Origin of the sequence: Polynucleobacter sp. UB-Piko-W3 (assembly GCF_018881635.1) — a bacterium.
Classification (GTDB): domain Bacteria; phylum Pseudomonadota; class Gammaproteobacteria; order Burkholderiales; family Burkholderiaceae; genus Polynucleobacter.
Window position 1 is genome coordinate 60,684 of sequence record NZ_JACVPY010000002.1, and the last position, 20,478, is coordinate 81,161.

Below are 20,478 nucleotides of genomic sequence, written 5' to 3' on the forward strand. Positions count from 1 at the left end.
AAAACGAGGTATCAATTCTTAGGCCAACAGTAGAAATACCGTTGGCCTATTTTGTAAGGAAGCGCCTGCAGCTTCATTTGGATAGCACTTACGCCAATCCGCTATCGAGAGCGTTGTGATCATTTCCGATGGAAGGCTTAGGTCCACCCCCAAGCAAAGTAAAGATTGTGGCGCTAAAGAATTTAAACAAGCCATCAGCATCGCCGTATTGCGATAGGGCGTCTCAATCCAAATTTGGGTTTGCTGTAGTTTTCGGGATTCCGCTTCAAGCTGTTTGAGTTTGGCGCTGCGATTATGGGTATCTTGCGGTAAGTAACCTTGAAAAGCAAAGCGCTGACCGTTGAGACCGCTTGCCATCAGGCCTAATAAGATAGAACTTGGCCCAACTAAAGGCTTTACTCTTGCGCCAAGTTGATGCGCTGCCAGAACTAGCTCTGCACCAGGATCGGCAACTCCCGGAACACCTGCTTCGGACATTAAACCCATGTCATTACCAGTAAGTAGTGGTTTGAGTAAATCCGCTGGCTTAACAGCATCACCATACTTTGCATTGCGAGCTGCACCACGCCATTCACTCATTTGCATTTCTTGAATAGTGCATGCAAGCGGAGAAAGACTATCGACAGCTTTTAATAGTGCGCGCGCTGTTTTAGCATCTTCCACAACCCAGTGTTTAAGTTTTGCTGCTTGAGTGATAGTTTCAGTGGGCAAGACCCATGGCAGCTGTTCGCTGCGCGCATCATCCCCTAAGGTATTGGGAACTAAATAGAGTGTACCTAACTTTGCCATGAATGATTTTCTATTGGTTTTTTAATTCTTCGCAGGAATGACAAAACCAGCATCACGTAATAAACCAGTTAAAGCAATCAGCGGTAAGCCAATGAGGGCCGTTGGATCATCACTCTTGATTGACTCAAGAAGACTGATACCTAAGCCTTCCGACTTAGCGCTACCAGCACAGTCATAAGGTTCTTCCGCTAACAAATAGCTTTCTAAAACATCATCTGGCAATTTACGAAAAGTGACTTCGGTAGGAATGTTTAAGGTAGTTTGTATATCACCCTTCATCAAGCAAAGCGCTGTATAAAAAGTCACTGTTTGACCCCGCATCAGTTGCAGTTGTGCTAACGCTCTCTCGAAATTACCTGGCTTGCCGATTGCAGCGCCACACAAATCTGCTACTTGATCAGAGCCAATCACCCATGCATGAGGATGTTCTTTTGCAACAGCCGCTGCTTTTGCATTTGCAAGACGTAGCGCTAAGTCGAGAGTGCTCTCACCAGTCAGAGGTGTTTCATCTACTTTTGGAGAGATTACTTCAAACGGGATGCGTAAGCGCTGTAATAGTTCGCGGCGATAAACCGAGGTGGACGCCAAGATGAGGGGCGGGTTATTAGGGAAATTCATTAAGTTACTCATTGCTGCTGACTTTCGAGGATGCCTTGATTTAGACTGATGCCATGAATCGTAATCAAGTTTTACCTCAAGTTCAGCTATCGGCAGAAGCTATTGCTTTAAAAAAGGTCGACTTTTGTGCTCCACAGTCCTATCAGGGTACTGGTTTTTTGACTATGGGCGATATGCCTAGGCTTGCTAAGGAGGCTTCAAGCCTTAACCCCGGGGATGGCTTTGCCTGGCAAATGGAGACCCATTTTGAGGATTCGCCTGGAAGCGAGTCTCGCCAAATCTTGGAATTAGCCTTAAAAGGGTGCCTTCACTTGGTTTGCCAGCGTTGCCTGCAGGATTGCGCCGTCAATTTAGACGAAAAACGGCGTTTTGTCTTCCTGGCTACCGAGGCCGAGGCGGATAACTACCCTTTGGAGGATGAAGAGCAGGAACCCTTGGTCGCTAGCCAGCATTTCAACCTCTTAGAAACCATAGAAGACGAGGTTTTATTGTCCCTGCCCTTGATTCCAAAGCATCCAGAGGGCTTTTGTGAGCCTCATGCCACGGTATTTGGGCTTGAGGAGGAGGATGAGGGGCTCGATGAGCGTGAAAATCCCTTTAACATATTGAAAAATATGAAGAAAAACTCATAAACGGGGCTTTTTCTGTCCCGTTGTTTTAAGAGGACTTGATCGATAAATCAAGCATTTAGACGCTTTGTCATGCTAGAATATCGCCTTGCTTAGGAGTTCAATATGGCCGTCCAACAAAATAAAAAATCACCTTCCAAACGTGGCATGCACCGTGCGCACGACTTTTTGACCGCACCTGCTACGGCTGTTGAAGCCACAACTGGTGAGGCTCATTTGCGCCACCACATTTCACCAAACGGCTACTATCGTGGTCGTAAAGTTATTAAAACTAAAAACGACTAATTTTTTAGTCTAAATAGATCGAAGCGGCTCCCAAAAAAGCCGCTTTTTTCTTAGATAAATCACTTGCAGCAATCAATGAGTTTATGAGCGTTACTCTAGCTATTGATGCCATGGGCGGAGATCATGGAGTCGTTGTGACGGTCCCTGCTGCCTGCGATTTTCTAGAAAAACATTCTGATGTGAAGATTATCCTCGTGGGTGATCTTGATTTAATCAAGCAAGTCTTGGATAAATCTTCTAATGCTCACATGGATCGCATTCAAATTATTGCTGCCAGCGAAGTGGTGTTGATGGATGACCCCATTGAAGTCGCTTTGCGCCGCAAAAAAGATTCGTCGATGCGTGTGGCCATTGAGCAAGTCAAAGAGGGCGCTGCTGATGCGGTGATCTCCTCTGGTAATACGGGTGCGCTCATGGCCATTTCCCGATATATTCTCAAAACCCTGGATGGAGTTGATCGTCCTGCGATCGCGACCGCCATCCCGAACGAATTGGGGCGTGGCACCACCATGCTTGATCTAGGCGCAAATGCAGATTGTGAGCCGATGCACCTGGTGCAGTTTGCGCAAATGGCGAGTGTCATGGTTCAAGTGGTGGATGGTAAGCAGAACCCTTCAGTTGGCCTTCTCAATATTGGTGAAGAGGTGATTAAGGGCAATGAAGTGGTAAAGCAGACCGGAGAGTTACTGCGCCAAACCAATTTAAACTTTTATGGCAACGTAGAAGGCAATGATATTTTTAAGGGTACCACTGATATTGTGGTGTGTGATGGATTCGTGGGTAATGTAGTTCTTAAAGCCAGTGAAGGTTTGGCCAAAATGATGAGCGGCTTGATTCGCTCAGAATTTAACCGCTCATGGCTCACTAAATTGATGGCTGTATGCGCTATGGTGCCATTGCTGCGTGTGCGCAAGCGCGTAGATCATCGTCGTTACAACGGTGCTGTATTGTTAGGTTTACGCGGTTGCGTCATTAAGAGCCACGGTTCGGCCGACCGCTTTGGATTTGGTTTTGCTTTAGATCGTGCCTATGAAGCTTCCAAAAATCGCATGGTTGAGAGAATTGCTGCAGCCTTTGCGGTGGAGACAAAAGAATGAGTACTTTTGCAAGAGTAGCTGGAACTGGAAGTTATCTTCCCGAGCAGCGCTTAACCAATCAAGATTTAGTCGAGCGTTTGGCTAAATCCGGTTTAGAGACAAGCGATGAGTGGATTACTACTCGTAGCGGAATTTCTGCACGTCACTTTGCTGCTGAAAATGAGCTTACTAGTGATCTAGCGGTGAAAGCTGCACAAGCTGCATTAGCCAGTGCAGGCATTACTTCAGAAGATTTAGATCTGATCATCTTGTCCACCTCTACACCAGACCATTTGGGCGGATTTCCAAGCACTGCTTGTGTAGTCCAAGACAAATTAGGTGCTCACACTGCCTGTGCCGCATTTGATGTTCAAGCAGTCTGCGCAGGGTTTACTTATGCCCTTGCTACAGCAGATGCGTTTATTCGGACTGGCTCATACAAAAAAGTATTGGTGATCGGTGCTGAGACTTTCTCACGCATTTTAGATTTCCAAGATCGTGGTACTTGTGTATTGTTTGGTGATGGGGCCGGTGCTGTTGTACTTGAGGCCTCGAATGAGCCCGGCATCTTAGCTACCGCTTTGCATGCTGATGGTAGTCAACGCAACATATTATGTGTACCTGGTCGTGCTGGTAATGGCGAAGTTCATGGCTCCCCATTTATGACGATGGATGGCCAAGCGGTTTTTAAATTGGCAGTCAAAGTATTAGAGCAAGTGGCGCATGAGGTTCTAGAAAAAGCCAATCTCAAGCCTGAGCAGATTGATTGGTTAGTGCCACATCAAGCCAATATCCGCATCATGGAGGGCACCGCTAAGAAGATGGGGATGTCCATGGATAAAGTCATCGTGACAGTGCATGAGCACGGTAACACCTCTGCGGCATCGATTCCCTTGGCGCTAGATACTGGGGTGCGCTCTGGTCAGATTCAGCGTGGCCAATATCTTTTATTAGAAGGTGTTGGCGGCGGCTTTGCTTGGGGTGCGGTTGCACTCAAGTATTAAAACCATTTCCTTCTTTACTTCGTAAATTAATCACATGACATTTGCATTCGTATTCCCTGGTCAAGGCTCCCAATCGGTAGGCATGCTCAATTCTATTTCTGAGCGTCCTGAAGTGCGTGCAACATTACAAGAAGCTTCAGAAGCTTTGGGTGAAGATGTTGCCAAGTTAATTGCCGAAGGCCCTGCAGAGGCGCTATCGTTAACTACCAATACTCAGCCAGTGATGTTGACTGCTGGCGTGGCTTTTTACCGCGCTTGGTTAGCCGCTGGGGGTGTCGTACCACAGGTGATGGCTGGCCATAGTCTCGGTGAGTACTCAGCCTTAGTTGCTGCTGGTGTTATCTCCTTTAAAGATGCGGTTCCTTTAGTGCGTTTTCGTGCGCAGGCAATGCAAAGTGCCGTACCAGTAGGTACGGGTGGCATGGCAGCCATCTTAGGTTTGGATGATGCAACTGTCATTAAAGTCTGTGCAGAAGCAAGTGCTGCATCGGGTGGTGTAGTGGAAGCTGTGAATTTCAATGCGCCTGGTCAAGTTGTGATAGCGGGTGCAAGTGATGCTGTAACGAAGGCATGTGAGTTACTCAAAGCTGCGGGCGCTAAACGTGCATTACCGCTACCGGTATCTGCACCATTTCATTCTTCTTTGTTGCAACCCGCTTCTGAAAAACTCAAAGGCTATCTTGCAGAGATTGAATTCAAAGCGCCAATCATTTCCGTGATTAATAACGTAGATGTTCAAATCCTGAATGATCCCAGTGCGATTAAAGATGCTTTAGTGCGTCAAGCCGCTAAGCCAGTGCGCTGGCAAGAAACGATTCAGGCGATGGCTGCCCAAGGAGTTACTCAAGTAGTAGAGTGCGGTCCTGGCAAAGTGTTGGCAGGCTTAACCAAGCGAATCAACGATCAGGTGACTGGCATGCCAGTATTTGATGAGGCTAGCCTAAATGAAGTATTGGCTACCTTAAAATAAGCACTATTGATCAACATCAATCGATATAGCGAAAGATAATTATGAATCTCGATCTCAGTGGACAAATTGCTCTGGTGACTGGCGCGTCGCGCGGTATTGGCCAAGCGATTGCAGATGAGTTAGCCAAGTGTGGCGCCAAGGTGATTGGTACTGCTACGACAAGTGATGGCGCTAAAGCAATTGATGCGCGCTTAAAGCCTTCGGGTGGTTGCGGTTTGGTTTTGAATGTCACCGCCCCAAATGCGTGTGAAGAAATGATTGATCAGATTGTGAAAGATCATGGCGGCATCCATATCTTGGTAAATAACGCCGGCATTACTCGCGATAACTTAGCGATGCGCATGAAGTCCGAAGAGTGGACTGATGTGATTGATACGAATTTGAGTTCGGTGTTTCGCTTATCCCAGGCTGTTTTGCGCCCAATGATGAAGGCACGCGGTGGTCGCATCATCAATATCACCTCTATCGTGGGTCACATGGGTAACGCAGGACAAGCAAATTATGCTGCTGCAAAGGCAGGTGTTTCTGGAATGACCCGTGCCCTAGCGCGTGAAATTGGCAGCCGTAATATCACTGTCAATTGCGTGGCGCCGGGATTTATTGATACCGATATGACTCGTGCTCTGAGTGAAGAGCAGCAAAATGCCCTAAAAGTGAACATTCCCTTGGCCCGCCTAGGTAGTCCTGAGGATGTGGCCCAGGCAGTGGCGTTTTTAGCCTCTCCAGCAGCTGGATACATCACGGGCAATACCCTACACGTCAATGGCGGGCTCTATTTAGCCTAAGCCAAAAGCAAGGATTTGGCCATTTTTAGACGAATTTGCTAAATTACTTGGCCAAGCTGATAAAATTCTTCAATCGTTTTTTTACAACCCCTGGGGGACTTAATGGATAACATCGAACAACGCGTTAAGAAAATCGTCGCTGAGCAATTAGGCGTCGCTGAAGGAGATATCAAAAATGAATCTTCTTTTGTGAATGACCTGGGCGCTGACTCTCTTGACACTGTTGAGCTGGTAATGGCTTTGGAAGATGAATTTGGCATCGAAATTCCTGATGAGGAAGCCGAAAAAATCACCACAGTTCAGCTCGCTATCGACTTCGCTCAATCTAAAGCTCAGGGTTAATTCCCTAGCCTAGGCATTACTGTGTCAGCATCAAATGGCCGACGCCGGGTTGTAGTTACCGGTCTTGGCCTTATCTCACCCGTTGGTAATTCTGTTGATGTAGCTTGGTCTAATTTGCTTGCTGGCAAATCAGGCATTGCTACCATCACGAAATTCGACCACGCTCCACTGAGTGTTCATTTCGCGGGAGAGGTGAAAGATTTCAACGTTGAAGAATATGTTTCGGCCAAAGAGGCGCGCCATATGGATACCTTTATCCATTACGGCATTGCTGCTGGCACGCAAGCTATTCGCGACAGCGGTTTAGAAATTAATGAGCAAAACGCCGAGCGCGTAGGCGTGATGGTGGGCTCTGGGATTGGCGGCTTGCCAATGATTGAGGAAACGGGGGCTGAGTTATTGGCTCGTGGTCCTCGTCGTATCTCACCATTTTTTGTGCCTGGCTCAATCATCAATATGATTTCTGGGCACCTGAGTATTTTGTTTGGCCTTAAAGGCCCAAACGTTGCTGCAGTGACTGCTTGTACTACTGGCTTACATAGTATTGGTTTGGCAGCCCGCTTAATTCAGTATGGCGATGCCGATGTCATGGTCGCTGGTGGCGCTGAATCTACTATTTCCGCTTTAGGTGTTGGTGGCTTTGCTTCAGCAAGAGCGCTTTCAACTCGTAACGATGATCCAGCAACTGCTTCACGTCCTTGGGATAAAGACCGCGATGGTTTTGTTCTTGGAGAGGGTGCTGGCGTGATAGTGCTCGAAGAATATGAGCATGCAAAGGCACGCGGCGCAAAAATTTATTGCGAACTACTCGGCTTTGGTATGAGTGGTGATGCGTACCATATGACCGCACCAAACATGGATGGTCCACGTCGTTGCATGGTGAATGCCATGCGCGATGCTCATTTAAATCCAGATCAAATTCAGTATCTGAATGCCCATGGCACATCTACACCTTTAGGTGATAAGAATGAAACCGAAGCCATTAAAGCAGCCCTAGGCGATCATGCTAAAAAGACTTTAATTAACTCCACCAAGTCGATGACTGGCCACCTTTTGGGCGGTGCAGGTGGCTTGGAGTCTGTTTTCACTATTCTGGCTCTCCATAACCAGAAATCCCCACCGACCATCAATATCTTCAATCAAGATCCTGAGTGTGACTTGGACTACTGCGCCAATACCGCTAGGGATGTGAAGATCGAGCACGCTGTTAAAAACAACTTTGGCTTTGGTGGTACTAACGGCACCTTGATTTTTGGTAAGCTGACCTAATATTCTCTTTATCTCCACTTTTTGGTTTTTACCAAGTAGGTCTATAGCATCATGAAAAAGTACCTGATTGCGCTCTTGGCTATTTTGAGTCTTGGGCAAACTGCATTGATACCGAATGCCTCCGCACAAAATCCCCGTGTAACGCTTCCGGATTTTGCGGATTTAGTTGAACGCGCGAGCCCAGCGGTGGTGAATATTCGTACCACTGAAAAGGTCGTGGTTCAGCAGTCTCAGGGCGGCATCCCAGGAATGCCTGACGATCAAGCAGAATTCTTCCGCCGTTTCTTTGGGGTGCCTATTCCAGGTATTCCAAATAGCCCAAAGCAAGCGCAACCAAATTCAGGCAAACCACAAGAAGCAGATCGTGGAGTTGGCTCTGGTTTCATTATTGAATCTAATGGTTTGATTTTGACAAATGCCCACGTCGTAGAGGGGGCAACAACGATTTATGTCACCTTAACGGATAAGCGTGAGTTCAAGGCGAAGTTATTGGGTTTGGATAAACGTACTGATGTAGCAGTGGTCAAAATTGAAGCGCGTGATTTACCAAAACTGCCATTAGGTGACTCTTCGAAGGTGCGTGTAGGTGAATGGGTTCTGGCGATCGGTTCGCCTTTTGGCCTTGAGAATACCGTAACAGCAGGCATTGTCTCGGCGAAGAGTCGCGACACTGGTGATTACTTACCCTTTATCCAGACTGACGTTGCAGTCAATCCTGGCAACTCTGGCGGCCCATTATTAAATACTGCTGGCCAAGCCATTGGCATTAACTCTCAAATCTTTAGTCGCTCCGGTGGCTATATGGGAATCTCCTTTGCAATTCCGATTGACGAGGCGATGCGTGTAGCAGAGCAATTGCGTACCAATGGAAAAATGACGCGCGGTCGTATCGGTGTTGCCTTGGGAGAGATGACAAAAGAGATTGCTGAGAGTTTGGGTTTAGGTAAGCCTCGTGGTGCTTATGTGCGCAATGTCGAATCTAATGGCCCTGCAGCAGCTGGTGGCATTGAAGCTGGTGATGTGATTCTGAGTTTCAATAGTCGTGAAATTAATAAGTCTACGGATTTGCCGCGCGTTGTTGGTGACACTAAACCAGGAACTACGGCTACTGTGCAAGTTTGGCGTAAGGGTAGTTCTCGCGACTTAACAGTCACTGTTGCTGATACTGATACTGCGCAAGCCGCTACTAAAAAGCCGGATGCGCCAGCCGTAAATGGCAATAGTACGAGCGCCTTTGGGGTGGCGGTGGTGGACTTATCAGATGCCAAAAAGAAGGATCTCAATATCAAGGGTGGTGTTGAAGTCACCAGCTTGGGTGATGGTCCTTTGGCAAGAGCGGGCGCGCGTCCTGGTGATGTGATTATTCGGATCGCTGATACTGATATCAATGGGGTAAAGCAATTTGAGGCTTTAGTGAAATCCCTTGATGCCAATAAGGCCGTTCCAGTCTTTATTCGCCGTTCTGACAGCACTTTAGTCATTCCTGTAAAGCCTAAATAAGCCCTTTTTAGGCTAGAAAATGGGGTTTGGGGCCTTTTGGGCGCCACCCATTACAATCTCTTTAAGACGGCTTTTTGCAGCGCATCATTGTGGTGCGTTCTGACAAGGCGTTTTTTGAATGACCTACTAAGACGCTATGGATTTAATCCGCAATTTTTCTATCATCGCCCATATTGATCACGGCAAATCTACGCTTGCCGATCGCATTATTCAACTGTGTGGCGGTCTTTCTGATCGCGAAATGGAAGCGCAGGTTCTCGATTCGATGGATATTGAGCGTGAACGGGGCATCACCATTAAGGCCCAAACTGCGGCACTCAATTACAAAGCCAAAGACGGCAAAATTTATAACCTCAACCTGATTGATACTCCGGGACATGTGGACTTCTCATATGAAGTCAGTCGCTCCTTATCGGCTTGTGAGGGTGCTTTATTGGTGGTCGACGCTAGTCAGGGTGTTGAGGCACAAACGGTAGCGAACTGCTATACCGCAATTGAACTTGGTGTTGAAGTAGTCCCTGTTCTCAATAAGATCGATTTACCGCAGGCTGATCCTGAGCGTGCCATTCAAGAAATTGAAGACGTGATTGGGATTGATGCGACGGATGCTGTTACTTGTTCTGCTAAGACTGGTCTGGGTGTGCACGAAGTGATCGAAGAAATGATCCGCCGAGTACCGCCACCAAAGGGTGATGCTACTGCGCCACTACAGTGCCTCATCATTGACTCTTGGTTTGATAACTATGTTGGTGTGGTGATGTTAGTTCGGGTTGTGAACGGTACTCTCAAGCCTAAAGACAAAATTACTTTGATGGCCAATGGCTCCACTCACTTAGTTGAGCACGTCGGCGTCTTTAGTCCTAAGTCAGTGGATCGCCCTGAGCTGAGTGCTGGCCAGGTGGGCTTCATCATCGCAGGCATTAAAGAATTAAAGGCTGCAAAAGTAGGCGATACCGTGACGCACGCTGTCGGACAGGTAGGTCGCACACCTGCGACCGTGCCATTACCTGGATTTAAAGAAGTGAAGTCTCAAGTCTTCGCTGGTTTATATCCAGTTGAGGCGAGTGAATATGATCAACTGCGTGAATCTCTTGAGAAGTTAAAACTCAATGACGCATCTCTCTTGTATGAGCCTGAGGTTTCACAAGCGCTGGGTTTTGGGTTCCGCTGTGGGTTCTTAGGCTTACTGCATATGGAGATCGTACAGGAGCGCTTAGAGCGCCAATACGGGATGAACTTGATTACTACTGCGCCAACCGTGGTGTATCAAGTGCAGCAATCCGATGGGACGATCTTAAATGTGGATAACCCATCAAAGATGCCTGAGACTAGTAAGGTGGAAACCATCTTGGAGCCCATTGTGACGGTCAATCTCTACATGCCTCAAGAGTATGTAGGCTCCATCATTACCCTATGTGTTGGTAAGCGCGGCATTCAGACGGGCATGAACTATTTAGGCCGCCAAGTGCAACTGACTTATGAGTTACCGATGGCAGAGATTGTGATGGACTTTTTCGATCGCCTGAAATCCATTTCACGGGGCTATGCTTCGATGGATTATGAGTTCAAAGAATATCGCCCGGCCGATGTAGTGAAAGTTGATATTTTGATTAACGGTGATCGAGTAGATGCGCTCTCGGTGATTGTTCATAGAAGCAATAGTCAGCACCGTGGTCGTGAAGTAGTGTCTAAGATGCGCGGCATTATTCCGAGACAAATGTTTGATGTGGCTATTCAGGCGGCAATTGGTAGCAATATTGTTGCGCGTGAAAACGTCAAAGCCTTGCGTAAAAATGTTTTGGCAAAATGTTATGGCGGTGATATCTCTCGTAAGCGCAAGCTGCTAGAGAAGCAAAAAGAAGGTAAGAAGCGCATGAAACAAGTGGGTAATGTGGAAATTCCACAAGAAGCTTTCTTGGCTATTTTGCAGGTGGAAGATTAATGAACTTTGCACTTATCCTTTTGATCTTAGTGTTTGTTACTGGCATTGCTTATGCCGCTGACAAGTTCTACTTTGCACCTCAAAGACGCTTGGCCGGTATTGATCGTATGCCTTTGTGGTTGGAATACACCGCTGGTTTCTTTCCGGTGATTTGCGCGGTGTTTGTCTTGCGTTCATTCATTGTTGAGCCCTTTAAGATTCCATCGGGCTCTATGATCCCAACCTTACAAATTGGTGATTTCATCTTGGTAAATAAATTTACCTACGGAATTCGCCTACCGGTGATTAACCAAAAGGTAGTTGATCTTGGCACCCCAAAGCGCGGAGACGTTGTGGTCTTTCGTTATCCACGTGATGATTCCATTGATTACATCAAACGCATTGTGGCGTTACCCGGCGATGTGATTACTTATCAAGATAAGCGTCTGACGATTAACGGTCAGCCATTGCAATACGGTGGCGGCGAGTCCTATCTTGATCCTGAGAATATGCGCTATGCAAAACTCTATACAGAAGCCTTCCCTCTAGATTTGGGCGGTAACCGTCATGAGATTTTGAATGACCCAGATCGTCCCGCAACTGTATTTCCGACAGAGCGCTTTCCAGGCTCCGATTTTTGCCAATATCAACAATCGGGCTTGACTTGTAAAGTGCCCCCAGGGCATTACTTTGCCATGGGTGATAACCGTGATAACAGTGCTGATTCTCGTTACTGGGGTTTTGTGCCTGATAAAAATATCGTGGGTAAAGCCTTCTTTGTCTGGTTGAATCTGGGCAATCTGGGTCGCATCGGCGGCTTTGAGTAAAGATCATGAACGCGCGCGCTGTTATTGAAACCGCACCATTACAAGAGCAGCTTGGCTATATATTTAAGAAGCCAGAGCTCTTACATCAAGCTTTGACCCACCGTAGTCATAGTAAGAAAAATAACGAGCGTTTGGAGTTCTTGGGTGACTCGATTCTCAATTGCGTCGTTGCAGATTTGCTTTATGAGCGTTATTCCGATTTGGACGAGGGTGATCTCTCGCGCGTACGGGCTAATTTAGTCAAGCAGCAAGCCTTATATGAGATTGCACAAACCCTGTCCTTATCGGATTATTTGCGTCTGGGTGAGGGTGAGCTCAAGAGTGGCGGCTTCCGTCGCCCCTCCATTTTGGCCGACACTTTAGAGGCAGTGACTGGGGCTATCTTTTTGGATGGTGGATTTGATGCGGCAAAAGTATGTCTGCGAAAGTTATATTCGATCATCCTTGCACAGGTTGACCCAAAGACTCTAGGTAAGGATGACAAAACACTTTTGCAAGAATGTTTGCAGAGCTATCAATTACCTCTACCTACTTATAACGTGACTGGCACTACTGGTGCTGCTCATAACCAGCAATTTGAAGTGGAATGCCTGATTACTAGTTTGAAGGTTTCTGTAAAAGGTGAAGGTGCGTCACGTCGTGCAGCTGAACAGTCGGCTGCGAAGAAAGCTTTGCTAGCAGCCCTTAAGGCTTTGCCACAGGAATCTCGTAAACCCAAGAAAACTCGGTCGGCTAAGAAAAAAGCAGCCAAAAAAGAAGTGGCCGAAGAGCAATTAAATCTGAAGCTGAAGGGCTAATCGTGTTTAGATGCGGCACTATCGCCATTGTTGGGCGTCCCAATATGGGCAAATCAACACTGCTCAATGCATTGGTTGGTCAAAAGATCAGTATTACCTCTCGTAAGGCTCAAACAACCCGACACCGTATTTTAGGTATTCAGAATCGTGAAGAGGCGCAATTTATTTTTATTGATACGCCTGGTTTTCAGACGCGACTGATGAATACTCTCAACAAAGCACTGAACCGCACAGTGACCACTGCTCTGCAGGATGTCAATGTGGCCTGCTTTGTAGTTGAGGCTGGATACTTTGGTGAAGACGATAAAAAAGTTTTACAACTATTACCGGCTGACTTGCCGGTAGTGCTGGTTCTCAATAAATTAGATCTTTTTAATAGCCGTTTTCAGACGCCTTCTGAGCGTGACCAGGCTTTACTTAACTTTATGAAAGAGATGGCGCAGCCCTGGAGTGAGCTAGGTGGCCACGAAGATCAAAAGTCTGAGTTTGCAGAAATTGTGCCAATGAGCGCTAAAAGTCCTGGCGATATTGAAAGACTCTTAGATGTATTAGAAGGGTATTTGCCTGAAGCACCAGCTGTCTACGACGGCGACACTATTACCGATCGTAGTGAGCGCTTCCTCGCCGCTGAAATTCTCCGTGAGAAGGTCTTTCGCTTTACTGGTGAAGAGTTACCTTACACCAGCACAGTAGTGATTGATCAATTTAAGATGGATGGCAAGATGCGCCGTATTGCGGCAACTATTTTGGTTGATCGCGATAGTCATAAGGCCATGATCATTGGCGCCAAGGGCGAGCGATTGAAGAAGATTTCTACGGATGCCCGTATTGATATGGAAAAACTCTTTGATGGCAAAGTCTTTTTAGAGACTTGGGTCAAAGTAAAAAGGGGTTGGGCAGATGATCGCGCTGAATTACGGGCGCAGGGTCTGGAATAAGTCGTCATGGCCTCGATTCGTATTGCTGACGAGCCTGCTTTTGTATTGCATAGCATTCCCTATAAAGAAACCAGCTTAATTCTGGATGTCTTTACACGGCAGTATGGGCGCATGGCCCTGATTGCTAAAGGCGCAAAGCGTCCACACTCAACATTGCGTCCAGTGTTGCAACGTTTCCAACCCCTCTTAGTTTCTTGGAGTGGCAAGTCGGAGCTACGCACACTCACCAAGTCTGAGTGGGTAGGCGGCATGCCTTCCTTAGTTGGCGATGCATTGCTTTGCGGTTTTTATCTCAATGAATTACTTGTCAAGTTTTTGGCGCGTGAAGACGATTACGAAAAACTTTATGATCGTTATACAGAAACGATTAATGCCTTATCGAATCTCGAACTTGAATCCAAGGGTTTAGAAGAAATTCTGCGTCCATTCGAGTTATCACTCTTGCAAGAAACGGGTTATGCAGCTGCTTTGGATCGCTGTGTTGAAACTAATGAGTTACCCGATGCGAAAACTCAGTATGTTTATCAGCCTGAGCGCGGTATTCGTCCTGTGCAGGGGGATGATCCCGGGCATTGGCCAGTCTTAACTGGTAAATCTCTACTCGCTATTGCGCTTGGGGATTTTTCTGATCCAGAAACGCTATCTGAGAGCAAGCAACTCATGCGCTTTCTTCTGGGTTTGCATCTGCAAGACCAGGTCTTGACCACTAGACAAATTTTGATTGATCTGAAGAAAATCTAGTAACCTACAGTCATGACAGCCTTAGAACTCGGAATTAATATCGATCACGTAGCCACGCTACGTAATGCCCGTGGTACGGTTTATCCCGATCCCATCAAGGCAGCACAATTGGCTGAAGAGGCTGGCGCCGATTTAATTACCCTGCATTTACGTGAGGATCGCCGTCATATTAAAGATGCAGATCTATTTGCGCTGCGCCCACTCATCAAAACGCGCATGAACCTCGAGTGCGCAGTTACCCCTGAAATGATTAACATCGCTTGTAAGGTAAAGCCGCACGATGTGTGCTTGGTACCTGAGAAGCGAGCAGAGGTCACTACTGAAGGTGGCTTAGATGTGGTGGGGCACTATGAGGCGGTGAAGGCTGCAACAAAGCAATTGCAAGAAGCAGGTATTCGGGTATCGCTATTCATTGACCCAGAAGAAAAACAAATTCAAGCGGCAAAAGATGTTGGAGCCACAGTAGTAGAATTGCATACTGGTCGTTATGCAGACTTGTCTGGCGCAGATCAGACAACTGAATTAGAGCGTATTCGTAAGGCAGCGCAATTTGGAAAAAGTATTGGACTGCGTGTCAATGCGGGCCATGGTCTGCATGAAGATAATGTTATGCCCATTGCAGCCATTGCCGAGTTGTCCGAATTGAATATTGGTCATGCCATTGTGGCCGAGGCAGTATTTAAGGGATGGCAAAAGGCCATCACCGATATGAAGGCTCTGATGATTCAGGGTCGAGCTCACTCATAAATCAAAAAAGTAAATATGATCATCGGCATTGGTACAGATATTCTCCAGATCGAGCGCTTACAAGCGGCTTATGATCGGACCAATGGCCGCTTGGCTGAAAGAATTTTGAGCCCTGCTGAGATGTTGGTCTTTAAACAGCGTCTTGCCAGAAATCACAAACGGGGCATTGCCTTCTTAGCAACGCGCTTTGCTGCTAAGGAAGCATTTTCTAAGGCTATTGGCCTAGGAATGAGAATGCCTATGACCTGGCGCTCATTGCAAACTTTAAACGAGCCGAGCGGTAAGCCGGTCACTTCCTACTTGGGCGCACTGGCCAAATTTATGGCAGAAAAGAATTGGGAAGCGCACGTTACTGTGAGCGATGAACAGGATATGGCGATTGCCCATGTCATCGTTACTCAAAAGTAAGCACTAGATATTCAGAATATACAGAGGAAGAGATGAGTAAATCCACCATGAGCCCAGGCCCAGTCACATTGGATGTGGTGGGTCAGGTCTTAGATGCTGAAGATCGTCGTCGTATCCTAAATCCTTTGACTGGTGGCGTTATCCTGTTTGGTAGAAACTTTGCCGATCGTAAACAGCTGACCAAACTCACTGCTGATATCAAAAAACTCCGCTCTGATGTCTTGATCTCCATTGATCATGAGGGTGGACGAGTGCAGCGTTGTAAAACAGATGGCTTTACCCACCTTCCAGCAATGCGCAAGTTCGGTGAACTTTGGGGTGTAAAGAGTAATTCGACCCATGCAGCCGAGTCAGCAGCGCTTGCGATGGCGGCAGCTACTGCCTGCGGATACATTTTGGCTGCTGAGTTGCGCGCTTGCGGTGTGGACTTAAGTTTCACGCCAGTTTTGGATTTAGATTTTGGTCGCAGTGGAGTCATCGGCGATCGTTCATTTAGTCGTGACCCACAAATTGTGTTTGCCTTAGCAAAGAGTTTGAACGAAGGCTTGCGCTTAGCTGATATGGCGAATTGCGGCAAACATTTTCCGGGGCATGGTTGGGCAGAAGCAGATTCTCATGTGGCTATTCCGGTAGATGAGCGGTCCATGGCCCAGATTCTGAATGATGATGCCAAGCCTTATGAGTGGTTAGATCTCAGTCTGGCTGCCGTCATGCCTGCCCATGTCATTTATCCTAAGGTAGACAAGAACCCTGCGGGATTTTCTAATGTTTGGCTACATTCCATCTTGCGTCAAGAGTTGGGATTTGAGGGCGTGATCTTCAGTGATGATCTCTCAATGGAGGGCGCCAGTGTTGCAGGCTCTGTGGTGAAGGGTGCTGAGTTGGCACTCAATGCAGGCTGTGATGCCGTTCTGATTTGTAATCGTCCAGATTTAGCTGATCAATTACTTGAAAAACTCAAGGTCTCTAAAGCTAAACAGTCTGAATCTGCTACTCGCCTGAATCGCTTGATGCCAAAGTCAGCAGCTTTATCGTGGGATGACTTGCAGGATGAAGCAGAGTATCAACATGCTAAAGGCTTGCTCAAGCAGATGAAGTTAATTGCTTAAGATATTTTTCACTTTGTGAGAGAAATAAAAAAGCCCGGCGTACCGGGCTTTTGTTTTTGAGTTTGCTACTCAGTGTTTTACTTAGTTAGCGCGGCTACGATATTCACCGGTGCGAGTATCGATCTCGATCTTGTCGCCAGTGTTACAAAACAAAGGAACTTGCAATTCATAGCCAGTAGCCAGTTTTGCGTTCTTTAGTACTTTACCTGAGCTAGTATCGCCTTTAACAGCAGGTTCTGTGTAGATGATTTCACGAACGAGTGAATTTGGCATGGCTACTGAAAGTGCTTTACCTTCGTAGAACACAACTTCACAGGGCATGCTTTCTTCGAGGTAATTTAATGCATCGCCCATGAATTCAGCTTCCACTTCGTACTGGTTGTAGTCACCATCCATAAATACATACATTGGATCTGCGAAATAAGAATAGGTGCAGTCTTTCTTTTCGAGAATGACAACATCAAACTTATCATCGGCTTTATAAACACCTTCGTTCGGTGCGCCAGTTAATAAGTTCTTAAATTTCATTTTTACAACTGAGGAGTTACGTCCTGAGCGGCTGTATTCGGCTTTTAAAACGACCATGGCATCGCTGCCGATCATAACTACGTTACCAACGCGGAGTTCTTGTGCTGTTTTCATCTTGCTATTCCTGGGTGCAGAGTGATTTTTCTGCGGTTTTTATCAAAAACAAGATTGTAACCGCCCGCAGGCCTTTAATGCAGAGCTTAGGCTATAAAGCGCATTAAGCGTGCGGCCAAACCACCATCTTCTTGATTTTTGAGTATGTGAGCACGCCAGGCTTTGGAATGGCCATGCCAGGCGTTTAGGGATTTAAACCATGAACTAGGCATTGCCCAGGTCATTGCCGCAATCGTGGCTAATCTGAGTTCTTGGCTAGCATTATTGAGGTACAAATCTAAAAAGGCTGCCAATTTGACTTCGTGCGCTCGATCTTCTTGGGGGTAGATGTGCCAAATAAATGGTTTGCCAGCCAGTTGAGCGCGGATAAATGAATCTTCACCTCGCACAATATTGAAGTCGCATTGTGAGAGTACCCAGTCATACTCATCTTGCGATACAAATGGTATCGAGAGAAGTTGGATGTTTGCAGGCAGCTCAATTGGTTTTTCACCATAAAAATTGAGTAGTTCTGCATGGCCATGGGTAAGCAATACATCAACGTGTTCTCCAAGATTGCCTAAGTCTTCAAGCCATTTGCGTAAGGGGGCTCCAGGGTAGCAAAAAATACTGATGCGTTTTGCTTTGGGGCGTAGTTTTAACCAGATCGATTTCAGGCTCTTGGGAATGAGACGGGTAACTTCTGATCCTTCAGGAGGAATAGGGTCTAGTAAGAGTCCACCAACATCATCTTGAAAACCTGGAAAGAAAAAATACTTTGGAATACCGTGCGATTGTGGTGATGCCTTTAAATGAAAATCGCTAATCCAGGGCTCGGCGCTGAGATACTCTAAATTGATAATGATCGGCTTTACAGGGGCAATGAAGAGTCCTGCAAGATAGCGTTCTGGTAAATCACAGCCAAAAGCTTCAATTACGACATCTGGGGTTTGAACAGGATGCCTGGCATTACTATGGCTAGCCTCCCAAGGTTGCAGATCAATTTGGTGGCCTAGCGCTTCATCGCTGCCAGAAGCGAGTAAATTAAGGGTTGGCAAGTCATTGCAGAAAATGCGTACTTCTTGGCCATGAAGACTTGATAAGCTTCGGGCTAGACGCCAGCAAATACCAGCATCACCATAGTTGTCTACGATTTGGCAGAAAATATCCCAACGCATGAGTAATTCTTTTTTTGAAAACCTTCAGCAAGACGTTAAACGGCTGCCCGGATTGCCGGGGGTGTATCGCTTCTTTGATGAAGCAGGGCATATTCTGTATGTTGGCAAAGCTCGCCACCTCAAAAAACGGGTCTCCAGTTATTTTCAGAGCAAACAACTTTCTCCACGCATAGCGCTCATGGTGGGCAAAATCGCCCGCTACGAAACAACAGTAACACGGTCCGAAACCGAAGCACTCATTCTTGAGAACAATCTCATTAAAGAGTTGGCTCCACCATTCAATATTCTCTTTAGAGATGATAAGTCTTATCCCTATGTCATGATGACGGGTCACCAGTTCCCCAGGCTGGCTTCTTATCGTGGCAAGATAGATAAGCGCAATCATTATTTCGGACCTTTCCCAAATTCTTGGGCAGTGCGTAATAGTGTGCAGATTTTGCAAAAAGTGTTTCGACTACGAACCTGCGAAGACTCTGTCTTTAAGAATCGCAGTCGTCCTTGCTTGTTGCATCAAATTCATCGTTGCAGTGCCCCTTGTGTTGGCAGACTCAGCGTAGAGCAGTATGACCAAGATGTAGCTCAAGCAACCCGCTTTTTAGAAGGCGATCATGGTCGGGTGTTATCAGAGCTTGAAAAAGAAATGCATGCCCATAGCGAGGCCATGGAATTTGAAATGGCGGCAGTACTGCGAGACCGCATTGCCGATCTCTCGAGTGTGCTGCAGCAGCAGTCTATGGATACTGTTGCTGAAGGTGAGGGTGATGTTGATGTGATTGCTGTCGCACAAATGGAAGGAATGGTTTGCGTGAACTTGGCTATGGTGCGTGGCGGTCGCCACTTGGGCGATAGAGCTTACTTCCCTAAGGGATTGCGAACCACCTCTGGTGAGTTGCCATCACCCCCAGAAATTCTAGAAGCTTTTATTGCGCAACATTATTTAGAAGAAAATATAGATGAGGCAGCTTCTGGAGCAACGACTCATTTAATTCCATCCGTACTGGTTTTAAATCATGCTCTGCAATCAATTAGTGATGATGTCTCTAAGCTTAGTGATGCACCTCCGGAAGGTTTGCATGAGCTATTAAATGCGCAAGCCGGCAGAAAAATCACCTTCTTGCATCAACCGCAAGGACAAAGACGGCACTGGCTTGCAATGGCTGAGGGTAATGCCAAGATTGCTCTGACTAAGCGGCTAGTTGAGACTGGTGGGCAATTAGCGAGAGCGCGAGCATTGGCAGATATTTTGGCACTCGATCTAGAAAGCCTTGAGCAATTACGAATTGAGTGTTTTGATATTAGCCATACCTCTGGTGAGGCAACCCAAGCCTCTTGTGTGGTTTATGCAAAGAACGCAATGCAGTCTAGTGAGTATCGCCGTTTTAATATTGCCGACATTACTCCAGGTGACGACTACGCTGCTATGCGACAAGTATTGCAAAGACGCTACGCCAACTTTCAGGAACTTCCAGTAGATAGAATCCCGCAAGTCATTTTGATTGATGGCGGTAAAGGACAGGTGGAGATGGCAAGACAAGTTCTTGCAGAATTTGGCATGGATGTAGGTCTCATTGTGGGAGTAGCTAAAGGCGAGGGTCGTAAGGTTGGGTTAGAAACACTGATCTTTGCTGATGGGCGCAAAGCCTTAGAGCTCGGAATTGATAGTGCCGCTTTATTATTGGTTGCGCAGATTCGAGATGAGGCTCATCGTTTTGCAATCACCGGAATGCGCGCCAAGCGGGCCAAGGCAAGAACAGTCTCTCGCTTAGAGGAGATTGAAGGTATTGGTGCCAAGCGACGTCAACAGCTATTAGCCCGTTTTGGTGGATTAAAAGGGGTGGCTAATGCGAGTATTGAAGAGATTGCCAGCGTGGAAGGAGTCTCACTTACTCTTGCTGAGCAGATTTATCGCCAACTCCACTAGCAA

General features: G+C 46.8%; 22 protein-coding genes. 18 read left to right on the top strand and 4 right to left on the bottom strand.

Annotation, left to right across the window (positions count from 1 at the left end; all coding sequences use genetic code 11):
* Window positions 1–18 precede the first annotated feature (18 nt).
* Entirely contained in the window at window positions 19–789 is a 771-nt protein-coding gene (locus ICN31_RS00570) for an SAM-dependent methyltransferase (RefSeq protein WP_216257603.1), read from the bottom strand.
* A 21-nt stretch (window positions 790–810) separates the two neighbouring features.
* Window positions 811–1,407 (bottom strand): Maf family nucleotide pyrophosphatase, encoded by a 597-nt coding sequence (locus tag ICN31_RS00575; protein ID WP_216257605.1) that lies wholly within the window; start codon window positions 1,405–1,407, stop codon window positions 811–813.
* Between the two features lie 53 nt (window positions 1,408–1,460).
* Here ICN31_RS00575 and ICN31_RS00580 point away from each other — a divergent pair, with 53 nt between their 5' ends.
* The 17 genes from ICN31_RS00580 (at window position 1,461) to nagZ (ending at window position 16,755) form a co-directional block, all read left to right on the top strand.
* The gene (locus ICN31_RS00580) at window positions 1,461–2,039 is read left to right on the top strand and encodes a DUF177 domain-containing protein (protein WP_216257607.1); all 579 of its coding nucleotides are present in this window, start codon (window positions 1,461–1,463) and stop codon (window positions 2,037–2,039) included.
* Window positions 2,040–2,141: 102 nt separating this feature from the next.
* On the top strand, window positions 2,142–2,321 hold the full coding sequence (gene rpmF, locus ICN31_RS00585) for a 50S ribosomal protein L32 (RefSeq protein WP_216257609.1): 180 nt from the start codon (window positions 2,142–2,144) through the stop codon (window positions 2,319–2,321).
* 83 nt (window positions 2,322–2,404) lie between these two features.
* Window positions 2,405–3,418, top strand: coding sequence for a phosphate acyltransferase PlsX (gene plsX, locus ICN31_RS00590; RefSeq protein WP_216257610.1), 1,014 nt, complete (start codon window positions 2,405–2,407; stop codon window positions 3,416–3,418).
* Window positions 3,415–4,401 carry a beta-ketoacyl-ACP synthase III gene (locus ICN31_RS00595; RefSeq protein ID WP_216257612.1) on the top strand — a complete coding sequence of 329 codons (987 nt, stop codon included), beginning with the start codon at window positions 3,415–3,417 and terminating at the stop codon, window positions 4,399–4,401. Before plsX ends, ICN31_RS00595 begins: the two co-directional genes overlap by 4 nt.
* Window positions 4,402–4,435: 34 nt before the next feature.
* Window positions 4,436–5,371 (top strand): ACP S-malonyltransferase, encoded by a 936-nt coding sequence (gene fabD, locus ICN31_RS00600; RefSeq protein WP_216257617.1) that lies wholly within the window; start codon window positions 4,436–4,438, stop codon window positions 5,369–5,371.
* A gap of 41 nt (window positions 5,372–5,412) precedes the next feature.
* Complete coding sequence (fabG, locus tag ICN31_RS00605) at window positions 5,413–6,156, top strand: 3-oxoacyl-ACP reductase FabG (RefSeq protein WP_216257619.1); 744 nt, start codon at window positions 5,413–5,415, stop codon at window positions 6,154–6,156.
* 102 nt (window positions 6,157–6,258) lie between these two features.
* A complete protein-coding gene (gene acpP / locus ICN31_RS00610; protein ID WP_071464736.1) occupies window positions 6,259–6,498 on the top strand; it encodes an acyl carrier protein in 240 nt (79 codons plus the stop codon).
* A gap of 21 nt (window positions 6,499–6,519) precedes the next feature.
* Window positions 6,520–7,767: a beta-ketoacyl-ACP synthase II gene (gene fabF / locus ICN31_RS00615; protein WP_216257621.1), complete on the top strand. Its 1,248-nt coding sequence runs from the start codon at window positions 6,520–6,522 to the stop codon at window positions 7,765–7,767.
* Window positions 7,768–7,818: 51 nt separating this feature from the next.
* Window positions 7,819–9,267 carry a DegQ family serine endoprotease gene (locus ICN31_RS00620; protein WP_216257623.1) on the top strand — a complete coding sequence of 483 codons (1,449 nt, stop codon included), beginning with the start codon at window positions 7,819–7,821 and terminating at the stop codon, window positions 9,265–9,267.
* Between the two features lie 136 nt (window positions 9,268–9,403).
* Window positions 9,404–11,209 carry a translation elongation factor 4 gene (gene lepA, locus ICN31_RS00625; RefSeq protein ID WP_088524477.1) on the top strand — a complete coding sequence of 602 codons (1,806 nt, stop codon included), beginning with the start codon at window positions 9,404–9,406 and terminating at the stop codon, window positions 11,207–11,209.
* The gene (gene lepB, locus ICN31_RS00630; RefSeq protein WP_216257625.1) at window positions 11,209–12,015 is read left to right on the top strand and encodes a signal peptidase I; all 807 of its coding nucleotides are present in this window, start codon (window positions 11,209–11,211) and stop codon (window positions 12,013–12,015) included. Before lepA ends, lepB begins: the two co-directional genes overlap by 1 nt.
* Window positions 12,016–12,020: 5 nt before the next feature.
* Entirely contained in the window at window positions 12,021–12,812 is a 792-nt protein-coding gene (rnc, locus tag ICN31_RS00635) for a ribonuclease III (RefSeq protein WP_216257626.1), read from the top strand.
* 44 nt (window positions 12,813–12,856) lie between these two features.
* Complete coding sequence (gene era, locus ICN31_RS00640; RefSeq protein ID WP_216861412.1) at window positions 12,857–13,750, top strand: GTPase Era; 894 nt, start codon at window positions 12,857–12,859, stop codon at window positions 13,748–13,750.
* Window positions 13,751–13,756: 6 nt separating this feature from the next.
* Window positions 13,757–14,491: a DNA repair protein RecO gene (gene recO / locus ICN31_RS00645; protein ID WP_216257630.1), complete on the top strand. Its 735-nt coding sequence runs from the start codon at window positions 13,757–13,759 to the stop codon at window positions 14,489–14,491.
* A 12-nt stretch (window positions 14,492–14,503) separates the two neighbouring features.
* On the top strand, window positions 14,504–15,238 hold the full coding sequence (gene pdxJ / locus ICN31_RS00650) for a pyridoxine 5'-phosphate synthase (RefSeq protein WP_216257632.1): 735 nt from the start codon (window positions 14,504–14,506) through the stop codon (window positions 15,236–15,238).
* Between the two features lie 15 nt (window positions 15,239–15,253).
* Window positions 15,254–15,646 (top strand): holo-ACP synthase, encoded by a 393-nt coding sequence (gene acpS / locus ICN31_RS00655; RefSeq protein WP_216257634.1) that lies wholly within the window; start codon window positions 15,254–15,256, stop codon window positions 15,644–15,646.
* A gap of 32 nt (window positions 15,647–15,678) precedes the next feature.
* Entirely contained in the window at window positions 15,679–16,755 is a 1,077-nt protein-coding gene (gene nagZ, locus ICN31_RS00660) for a beta-N-acetylhexosaminidase (protein WP_216257636.1), read from the top strand.
* A gap of 81 nt (window positions 16,756–16,836) precedes the next feature.
* On the opposite strand, the gene efp is transcribed toward nagZ, so the two are convergent.
* Both efp and earP read right to left on the bottom strand, forming a co-directional pair.
* On the bottom strand, window positions 16,837–17,397 hold the full coding sequence (gene efp, locus ICN31_RS00665; RefSeq protein ID WP_216257638.1) for an elongation factor P: 561 nt from the start codon (window positions 17,395–17,397) through the stop codon (window positions 16,837–16,839).
* 86 nt (window positions 17,398–17,483) lie between these two features.
* Entirely contained in the window at window positions 17,484–18,554 is a 1,071-nt protein-coding gene (gene earP / locus ICN31_RS00670; protein ID WP_216257640.1) for an elongation factor P maturation arginine rhamnosyltransferase EarP, read from the bottom strand.
* Here earP and uvrC point away from each other — a divergent pair.
* Complete coding sequence (gene uvrC / locus ICN31_RS00675) at window positions 18,553–20,475, top strand: excinuclease ABC subunit UvrC (protein ID WP_216257641.1); 1,923 nt, start codon at window positions 18,553–18,555, stop codon at window positions 20,473–20,475. The two genes, earP and uvrC, sit on opposite strands and share 2 nt — an antisense overlap.
* Window positions 20,476–20,478: the final 3 nt, after the last annotated feature.